The following is an 8,816-nucleotide window of genomic DNA, read 5'->3' on the forward strand; positions in this document are numbered from 1 at the left end:
TAATCACGCCACGGCGCTGTCCCAGATGCGCGGTGGGTGCCGTGAAGTTGGTCATGGTACCAAACATGCTGTCCATTTCCTGTTGCAGGTCGGCATAGGCTGGCACGGAAGTCTCGACCAACAGAATCAACACCAGCACCTGACGATAGCGCAGAGACAATGAAAACGAAATCATGGTGTACTCCCCCTTTGCGCACTGCGTTGCAATGCCTGGATCAGTGACAGTGGATCTTGAGTGACCGCAGGACTGATACTGCCAGCCGTAGGCAACAACATTGGCGTGTTACGAATGCCCTGGGTGGTTTGGTATTGCGAGGCATCGATCCAACCGGCTTCCTTGGCCGCCAACAGAATCCGTCCGGTGACTTCCTCCAGTGACAAGGCGCCTTGGGCCAACGGCACCATCTGCTTGGGCGGTTTCATCAGAAACAGCGCCGGGGTTTGTTCGACGCCCAACATCGCAGCCTGACCGGTATCCCGTTTGAACTGACTAAAAAAGCCATTCGGCATGGGTAAACCATCCAGCGATACGGGATAGATTTTGAATCCATAGGCGTTTTCCAACATCGCCAGAATCGGCGCCTGCACATGGCAATAGGGACAATCGGACCGGAAGAAAAACAAAATGCCGGCTTGCGCGGCAATCGCTTTCAAGGCGCGTTCGGCCACCACGCTGGCTTGATGATTGGCTTGATTGGCCGCATAAGTCGCCACCGGTCTGCGCACGGTTTCATCGAGTTGCGGATCGGACATTACCACGTAGCGGGCGGCATTGGTAAAGCGCTCGGCTTTGTCCATCATCACCCGCTGCAGGTAATAAAACGCCGCGACATTCTCTTGGGTGGGATCATCAATGGCCTGATTCAGGTAATGCTCGAGGTTTTGCTTCAACCAGGCCGAGGATAGTGGCTCGGGCTCTGCAGAGGGCTTGGCTTGTGTTTTGGGTTCAATTTCAGCTTGAACGACGCTGGGTGGTTTGTTGTCAGGCTTGGGTTTTTCCTGATCGGCTTGGGTTTCGGGTTTGGTTTTTTTAACCGGCTCCGGCAACACCTCATACCAAAACCAGCCACGCTGTTTGTCGGCAAAATAGGAAACCTCGGGCGCGTCGTCCTTACCCATCGCCAGTGAGGCTCTGAGACACAAGCTCAAGATGATCGGTAAAGAAATGGCATTTCGGTTCATCGCGCCATTGTCCGTCAGATCTTCCTAGCGACTTTTGCAGCTGACGACGAAAACGCCATCAGCTGCAAGATGGTTCGAAAAGCTATCGCAGAATCCCACCGTAACGGCAGACGATCGCAAATTCGGTGTCAACTGCAATCGGTATCCAATATCGGTTGCCTAAAATGCTGGCGTTATTGCGAACGGGCGATGGCCCGCAAATCCCAATAGGAAATCGACTTTGGATTTCCCTATTGAAGTAGGGAAACGTGGCAACGGTTAATCAACCAGAAATCCGACATTATTTCCTAAGCAGGCATGAGTCACGCAGTTTTGCCAAGGCAATGCCTAAATGAACCATCGAGATAATGACAGTGTTATGCCTACTGCGGTAGGCATTTAAGGTGCAAAACCTATGCGCTAAGGCGCTTTCCATGGCTCGCAATGAACAGAAAACTCCATTAGGCATTGTCCATGCCTATCCCTACAGTTAAGTAATAGGAAAACTAATGTCCAGCGAACAACCTGTCAACACTCCGCCCAATCTCACAGAACAAGACTTGCTGCATTGGACCCAAGCCCGGTGCGATCATCTCCAGGCACAAGCCAAAGTGCTGGTCGACGATTATTGGCGCCAATTGAAAAGCCAGCGCCAGAAACACAGCAAAAGCGAATCGGGCCGAATCGGCGTCCGCATCCGCTGCCGGGAAAACCAACGCGCTTTCAGCATTGAGTGGTATCGCATGGCCACGTTACGGCAAAACGGTCAAACCAAGCCCATTGCGCAGTACGTTAAGAAAGGCCGTGGCTATCGTTATCCGCTTGGCAACCTGCTGAAGGGCGAACCTGCTTGGGAAGCGGAATTAGTAGAAGAACTTGAAACCGAGTTTGCCCATATCCGGCAACAGCTCGATCGGCTGGGAAAAATTCGCGATGCGGTACAGCGTTATTGCAAGGTAATCGATGCCAATGACAAATTCATCGGTTGAGATGGCTAAATGACGAGCATTGCTCCAATACACATGAGAGAATCATTTCTCCCGATCAGCCCCAAGTAAACAAGGGGGCTAAAAACGCAGACAGACAGGCATACTCTCCTCCTTGTGGGTTTGTTTAACCTACTCCTGAAAAAACGGGCATAGCTCCGTGTAAGGTAAGCCAACAACGAAAGACGTCAGACATAGAAAAAACCACAAGGCAATCAGAAGCGGTTAAACACCTGATGCAGGGTTTCGAAGCCCACTGCCATTCTTGCAAACACCGAAAAACGTCAAGTACGGCATGTCACAATTATTTCTCTTGATTCTTGAATAGCAGCTATATAGCTTTCCTGTTAGACTTCAACCGCTTAAAATTTTGTAAAGATACGCGGAAAACCCAATAGATATAACAGTCAAGGCAGTTCCGCTTATGGATTTTCAAATCAGGGTTTTCCAAATTCAGTAAGAGATAATTCATGCCAAGAACAGTTGACGAAGGATTTCGTGATTTTTTGAAGAAATTGACACCATCATCCGTTGAAACAGACGCAGCGAAACGACATAGAGCCTCTATCGAAGCTTGTCTTAAAAGTAACTTTGGAATGAACCGCTTTATACGAATAGGCTCATTCGGAAATGGTACGAGTATTTCTGGATATAGTGACGTAGATTATCTGGCCAGCCTCCCAGCGGATCGACTTTATCGGTCCTCTTCTTACTCATTAACTAAAGTTCGTGATGTTTTAAATGCACGTTTTCCAAATACGGGCGTCCGTGTAAGTTGCCCCGCAGTTACTGTACCGTTTGGAACAAAAAAATCTGAGGCTCACGAAATTGTGCCTGCATATTATGTTAAAGATAACAATGAATTTAAAATTTACGGCATCGCTGATTGCGCAGATAGTTGGATGAACGCATGTCCCGATGCTCATAATGCTTATGTTAAATCGGTGGATGAAAAATTTAATGGCAAGGTGAAACCATTAATTCGATTTATTAAAGCTTGGAAGTATTACCAAAATGTGCCTATCTCTTCGTTTTATCTTGAATTACGAGTCGCCAAGTACGCCAGCGGTGAATCTTCAATTATCTATGAACACGACGTAAAAAGAGTTTTATGCTGGCTACGCGACAATAATTTACCAAAAATACAAGACCCTATGGGTATATCGGGTTATATATATCCTTGCAAATCCGATACTGCTTACAATGATGCAATGTCGAAGCTAAGAACAGCCGCAACACGCTCGGAAAAAGCAAGAGAATCAGCCGATAAAGGTAATATTTCTGATGCATTCTATTGGTGGAATTTACTCTATAACGATCAATTTCCTAGCTACTATTACTAATCGTCAATGATTACACTAGAACAAAACAATGATAGGCAAATAAAACGACTTGCCGCTCAACGCCGATTATACTCTACTTCAAAGCGTATTTTTGGCTGGCAACTGTTCCTTAGCGGCTTATTAGCCGTTATTTTTTCATTTTTGGTTGTCTTCGACCCATCTTTGAAAACTTACGCGGTGAGCTGGGGAATTTTAATTACTCTCATGGACATTTTTTGGTTTACACCTTGGCAAGGTCGCCTTAAAGATTCTGCGGCAAAAATTCAGGAAATGTTTGATTGTGACGTGCTGGAATTGCCATGGAATGATTTAAAAGCTGGTAAGCGCCCAGACCCCGAGCTTATCAAGGAACAAGCCAAAAAATATGCAAAAAAACCATTAAAGAATGCCCCACTCGAAGATTGGTATGATCATCCAGACCTTGATTCCTTGCCGATTCATGTAGGAAGAATTGCTTGCCAACGCACAAATATTTGGTGGGATGCCAAACAACGTAGAAACTATGCGAATAGTATAATTTTAATTGTCACTTTAATTTTCATTGTCGTATTTGGGTTATCACTTAACGGTGGCTTCAATATGGAAGATTTCATTCTAAAAGTTTTAGCCCCACTTTCTCCACTTTTTCTATTGGGAATACGCCAATATCGTGAACAAATAGATTCAGCAAATCGATTAGATAAACTAAATGATTATATAAAATCTTTATGGAGGGATGCGCTATTAAAAAAATCGAAGTCCGAACTCACTACGAAATCGCGTAATCTTCAAGATGAATTATTCGAACATAGAAGAAAAACACCCCCTATTTTCGACTTTATCTTCGAAAAACTGCGCAATAGTTATAACGACAATATGAACTTCGGTCTTGATGAGTTAATAAAGGAGGCTAAAAAGGTTTATCAGCTCCAATAAAGCGCATAAAATTTAACAAAATAAAGAGAAAACTTGATTCGAAACATCTAAGCAAGCCTAAGAATAAGCTTTACGGCCTTACATAGTTATAACCTTACAGATATTAAATAATCAGGAGATCGTTGATATACATGGCCATTAAAAGACAAGCAATATTGATCGGTGCGCCTAGCGTTAAGCCAGAATTGCCAGGCGTAATTAAGGATATTAATGATTTTAAAAGCTTCTTACTTTCAGATAAAGGGGGAGTTTGGAAACCAACCGAGATTACCACCCTAATAGATCAAAGTCCTTTTGTAGTTAAGGCACATATACGTTTAGCGCAATCAGCTGATTATGTTTTCATTCTATGCGCCGGTCACGGAGAACATCGAGTAGGAAGAAATCTTGACGAGACAGTGATGTATCTTAATGAAAAAGATACGATTTCAATAAATGAAGTCAACCCCCAAACTAGACGCCATCTAGTTATTGTTGATACATGTAGAGTGTTGGTCGAAGTTAAAAAATTGGCAATGGAGGCGCGTGCCGAAGCAGCACTTACATTGGATTTTGCAGAAACTCACGTCGATTACAGGCAAGTGTTTGATGATGCCATTTTGAATACTTCAGAAGGTAGAATCGTTGCTTATTCATGCGATATTAATCAAGCTGCTGGAGACGACGGCAGTGGTGGAGTTTTCACGCAAGCACTATTAAGCTCTGCAAACACGTTTAAGCCAATTGGATATAGTAAATATGACATAGTGAATATTAGTCAAGCATTTGATGTGGCAAAAGAACTCACATATAAAAAAAATGCCCCGCAAAGCCCCGTTTTCAATGCGGGACGCCGCCGCGACTATTTTCCCTTTTGCATCGCTACACAAGGTAGATAATATGGGAGTTAGCACTGATTACAATGCGGATAAATGGGGGAAATTAGAAACACTAAAAGTGCTCGTGTTAGACACAGAGCACTTTATCGTTTTTATTGATCATGACTATGATTTGGATTGGATTACGTCAGATGAATATGACGCAAAAGGGCATAAGGATATTTCTAAACATCATGACGTAGTGAATAAAATAGCATTGCTTGAATGCAAACCCCTTTCTCATTTTGATGAGAAAACTATCGTTAATTATAAAAGACTGCTTGGCGAGGCATTGGCTAGAAGTTTAAAAGATGATTATGCAAAGGCGTTAAACATCCTAGAACACGCTGAAGGATATATAAAAGAACGTGGCAGCGAGCTGGCAAGGAAATGGTATTTAGATACTGCTGGAAAGACAACATTAATGATTTTTCTTGTTGGGATATATGTGTGGATTTTTAGGGCTAGCTGTATTGAAATATTTGGGAAGAATGTACTTTATTTGTACTTGTCCATGGTTTCTGGAGCATTAGGAGCGCTTTTGTCAATTATATTTAGAATGGGAAAGGAAAGTTTAGATTGTCTTGCAGGAAAAGAAATTCATCAAAGAGAAAGTATATTTAGAATAATCGCTGGTATGCTCTCGGCTTATTTGGGAGCCTTGTTGGTTTCAGCCGATCTATTCCTACCTGTATTTTCAAAGGTTAATAAAGGCGAAGTGGCACTTGTTCTTGTCGGATTTATTGCCGGGATGAGTGAAAGACTTGCGCCATCGATTCTCGGAAAAATTGAAAATGGGAACCTAGGTAAAAGTGGAAACCGATAGGCATTCTACCGAATTACATCTGATTGAGCGAATCGCCAACGGTACTCGCCCTTCGAACTGACACCGCATTCTTAATTTTTATTGACAAACAACTAGTTGATTGACTGTCAAAACGGCGTAATGTTTTATGTCATTTAGGACGTTTATTTGGTTGGAGCACGCAAAGAAAGTCGATTCAGATATGACATAATGGTTGCACAGTTGGATTTATTCGAAGATTGGGTTAATTACTCGGAAATTGTATATCTAGAAAATCAAGAAGCGTCCATGATGAGAGAAAGCCTGTTAATTGAGATGTGCTAGCGAAGCTCGAGTTCAAAGGTATGGCTAGAAAAGCTTCATGAACTAAACTCGGACGATGCAGGCATTTTAATTAAGTTTTCCAGAATTGATCATAACGGATAGCCCCCTTATTTTGATTAAATAAAGATTATATATAGATTAGCACCCTCGATTTTCAGCGTGAAAAATTCGCTGAAACCCACGAATAGCATGGCCTGCAGCTATTTCACAATTCGCTAGAAGCGTCGGCCTAATGCCGTGTCAAACGTCGGCCTAATGCCGTGCTTTTTGTCGGTCTAATGCCGTGCCCGTCGGTCTAATGCCGTTACCTTGTCGGCCGAATGCCGTGCCTCCGTCGGTCTAATGCCGTATCCGCGTCGGCCTAATGCCGTATCGAGAGGCTTCGACCGACCCAAAATAGCGTCGGTCTAATGCCGTGCTTTTTTAGTGCTGCTGGTCATCCAGAAAACGCTGTTGACAGGGCGTGGGCTGGCGTTTGATCTTCACCATATCATCGGCGAATTCAAAGCTAGCCAAAGTACCAATGCTAACCAATGCCTCCAACGCTTTACCCAGCCGATATTTGAAATCGCGCAGGGTTTTCGAGCCACTGCCGCTGAGTCGATGAATGGTGGTAATTTTCATCGGAAACGGCGCAGCATGGGATGACAGAAAACCATGCAACCATAAGGCCAAGGGTTGCTTGCGCAATTTCTGCCGCTGTTCGAACTCAATGTAGGTGTAGCCCTCCTCGAACAGGCGCAGCATCGACTCAGTCAACTCCACCACATAGCGCTGCGTCCGTTCATCACGGTAATAACGCAAGAAGCCTTTTTCACCGAAGGCATCCCTGCCCTGAAAGGTGATTTCGACAAAGGCGCCGCCTAAGCGGGCCATCGATTCTTTCAACCATTCATGCTGGCTTTTGCCGCTACCGCGCCCCAATGCCGTCAACAGGGCATGGGCACTGAATGTCACGCTAAATCCCGGTAATTGCTGCCGGGACAAGTGCACGATCTGCATCCAGACATCGAGGTCGGATTGATTGAGTTGTATGCCAAGGTAGCGAACCTCAATGCCATCGACTGCAGCCAGCAAAGTGCGTTTTTTGTAAGCAATGCGTTCCTTACCTTGGATGCCGGCGAACAATGCACTCCGTAAACAGGCATTGGGCGTTCCGCGAATTACCGACGGCCAGTTGGGCAACGACGTCAAGGGTTCGACGACCCGCAATTTGGCTTTTTTCCGCTCCGTCAGCGACTGGAAACGTTCGGTGAGATTATCGAGTGAATGGTTTGTGCTATTTCTATCCATGACCACCGCCTCACTTCTTCAGGCTGCCAGGATTGCAGCCATGGCTCAGCACGTTGTGCGGAATTGGCATGGTTTTGACTAACGCCTGCTCCTCCGATGTCATATCGAGCTGATGATGGCAATATTTTCGCCAAGCACGTTCGATGACCAGTGTATCGTCATCCTGGCGATCGGGAATGTGCGGCGCGCTGACATCGAGAACGCGATCCGATGAGTCGTCGCTTGCCACGTAAACGCCAATCGGCTGATCGACTTGCCCGACAACGTGTTCAATCGATGCAGACCGTAATACCGAACCGCCCAATCCTCCTGTCTGCCAAGCATTATCCAGGCGCCAGGGTTGTTCGGGTTGAATCGGCACAATCGATTCGATGACGGTCTCGCTCACGGCGGCGTCAGGCCGATTCAGCGAAGTACAGGCCGTGCCGCACAGTACGGACGCAAGACAATGGATTACGATAGATTTGGATTTCATGAGAGCTCCGGAGTAATTAAAGGGAGCTCGTTACACTAAACACTCATTTGCCAGACCTGCTTGCAGCTGACGTCAAATTCGTCGCCAGCTGCAAGCGACGATTGATAAATTCCCGGCAAGATGCGGCGTTATGGAAAATACGCCCTCGACCCTCATTACCCGCATCCGCCAACGTCTGTTTGGCGTCGAGTCCGCGCCTGTCGGTTCGGTTGCGACAACGATTGATGAGGACGTGCCGCGTTATCCGCCGTTCATGAAGGGTCTGCCGGCTGCACCTGTGGAACGCATCCTGTCCAGTCAAACGGAATTGATTACGTCCATCGAACAGGCGCTGGCCCTGCCGGATAGCCTTTATCAGACCATAGCCGCGCCGGTCATACGTCGCTATGCCGCCTTCAGCCACTTATTGCCGGCGTCGGAATCGCATCACCATCGCGGCGCCGGTGGTTTGTTTCGGCACGGATTGGAAGTCGCCCATTGGGCGACCTTGGCATCCCAAGGCAGTTTGTTCGCCACGTCAGCATCACCCAAGGAACGAAAAGCACAAGCATTACGCTGGCGTCTGGCGGTCTGTTTTGCCGGACTGTTGCATGACATCGGCAAACCGGTCGCCGATATCGCCGTGGTCGACGCACAGGGGCAACATACCTGGAACCC

General features: G+C 46.1%; 9 protein-coding genes and 1 pseudogene. 6 read left to right on the plus strand and 4 right to left on the minus strand.

Annotated elements, in window-relative coordinates; translation table 11 throughout:
- Both CWO84_RS25000 and CWO84_RS15000 read right to left on the minus strand, forming a co-directional pair.
- Positions 1-175, minus strand: a pseudogene (locus tag CWO84_RS25000) (conjugal transfer protein TraH); the annotation flags it as partial.
- Positions 172-1,182, minus strand: coding sequence for a conjugal transfer protein TraF (locus CWO84_RS15000; RefSeq protein ID WP_240618067.1), 1,011 nt, complete (start codon positions 1,180-1,182; stop codon positions 172-174). The pseudogene CWO84_RS25000 and the gene CWO84_RS15000, both read right to left, overlap by 4 nt.
- Before the next feature lie 488 nt (positions 1,183-1,670).
- Between CWO84_RS15000 and mobI the strand changes: the two genes are divergently transcribed.
- From mobI to CWO84_RS15025, 5 genes are all read left to right on the plus strand, one after another.
- Positions 1,671-2,150 (plus strand): conjugative transfer protein MobI(A/C), encoded by a 480-nt coding sequence (mobI, locus tag CWO84_RS15005; RefSeq protein ID WP_101053527.1) that lies wholly within the window; start codon positions 1,671-1,673, stop codon positions 2,148-2,150.
- Between the two features lie 467 nt (positions 2,151-2,617).
- Positions 2,618-3,490, plus strand: coding sequence for a nucleotidyltransferase (locus CWO84_RS15010; protein ID WP_101053529.1), 873 nt, complete (start codon positions 2,618-2,620; stop codon positions 3,488-3,490).
- A 6-nt stretch (positions 3,491-3,496) separates the two neighbouring features.
- Positions 3,497-4,405, plus strand: coding sequence for an S-4TM family putative pore-forming effector (locus tag CWO84_RS15015; RefSeq protein ID WP_101053531.1), 909 nt, complete (start codon positions 3,497-3,499; stop codon positions 4,403-4,405).
- Between the two features lie 131 nt (positions 4,406-4,536).
- A complete protein-coding gene (locus CWO84_RS15020) occupies positions 4,537-5,283 on the plus strand; it encodes a caspase family protein (protein WP_101053533.1) in 747 nt (248 codons plus the stop codon).
- Position 5,284: 1 nt separating this feature from the next.
- A complete protein-coding gene (locus CWO84_RS15025) occupies positions 5,285-6,088 on the plus strand; it encodes a hypothetical protein (RefSeq protein ID WP_101053535.1) in 804 nt (267 codons plus the stop codon).
- Positions 6,089-6,814: 726 nt separating this feature from the next.
- On the opposite strand, the gene trfA is transcribed toward CWO84_RS15025, so the two are convergent.
- The gene (gene trfA, locus CWO84_RS15030; protein WP_101053537.1) at positions 6,815-7,684 is read right to left on the minus strand and encodes a plasmid replication initiator TrfA; all 870 of its coding nucleotides are present in this window, start codon (positions 7,682-7,684) and stop codon (positions 6,815-6,817) included.
- 10 nt (positions 7,685-7,694) lie between these two features.
- Entirely contained in the window at positions 7,695-8,159 is a 465-nt protein-coding gene (locus CWO84_RS15035) for a hypothetical protein (protein WP_101053539.1), read from the minus strand.
- 130 nt (positions 8,160-8,289) lie between these two features.
- Between CWO84_RS15035 and CWO84_RS15040 the strand changes: the two genes are divergently transcribed.
- On the plus strand, positions 8,290-8,816 hold a 527-nt coding region (locus CWO84_RS15040; RefSeq protein WP_205800392.1), incomplete at its 3' end, for a TraI domain-containing protein.

Origin of the sequence: Methylomonas sp. Kb3, from assembly GCF_002834115.1 — a bacterium.
Taxonomy (GTDB): Bacteria; Pseudomonadota; Gammaproteobacteria; order Methylococcales; family Methylomonadaceae; genus Methylomonas; species Methylomonas defluvii.